This is a genomic window from Vibrio sp. DNB22_10_4 (assembly GCF_052879755.1).
On sequence record NZ_JBNNXW010000108.1, the window covers coordinates 1 to 246 of the forward strand.

The 246-nt window shown below is 34.6% G+C and carries 1 protein-coding gene; it reads left to right on the forward strand.

Going from position 1 to position 246, the window contains the following annotated elements; all coding sequences use genetic code 11:
• A partial coding sequence (locus ACVA6Q_RS24860) for a TIM-barrel domain-containing protein (RefSeq protein ID WP_446649255.1) occupies nt 1-246 on the forward strand: 246 nt, incomplete at both ends.

Here is a 246-nt window from a genome sequence, read left to right on the forward strand (position 1 = left end):
CAACCATACTGGGCATTGGGTTACCATCAATGTAGATGGGGTTACGACACTGTTGAATCCCTTGAAACTGTTGTTGAAAATTTCAAAAAATTTGATATTCCTTTGGAAACCATTTGGTCAGATATTGATTATATGGATGGATACAAGGATTTCACTAATGATCCACATAGATTTCCTCTTGATAAGTACAGAAAATTCTTGGACGACATTCACAACAACAGTCAACATTATGTTCCTATATTTGAT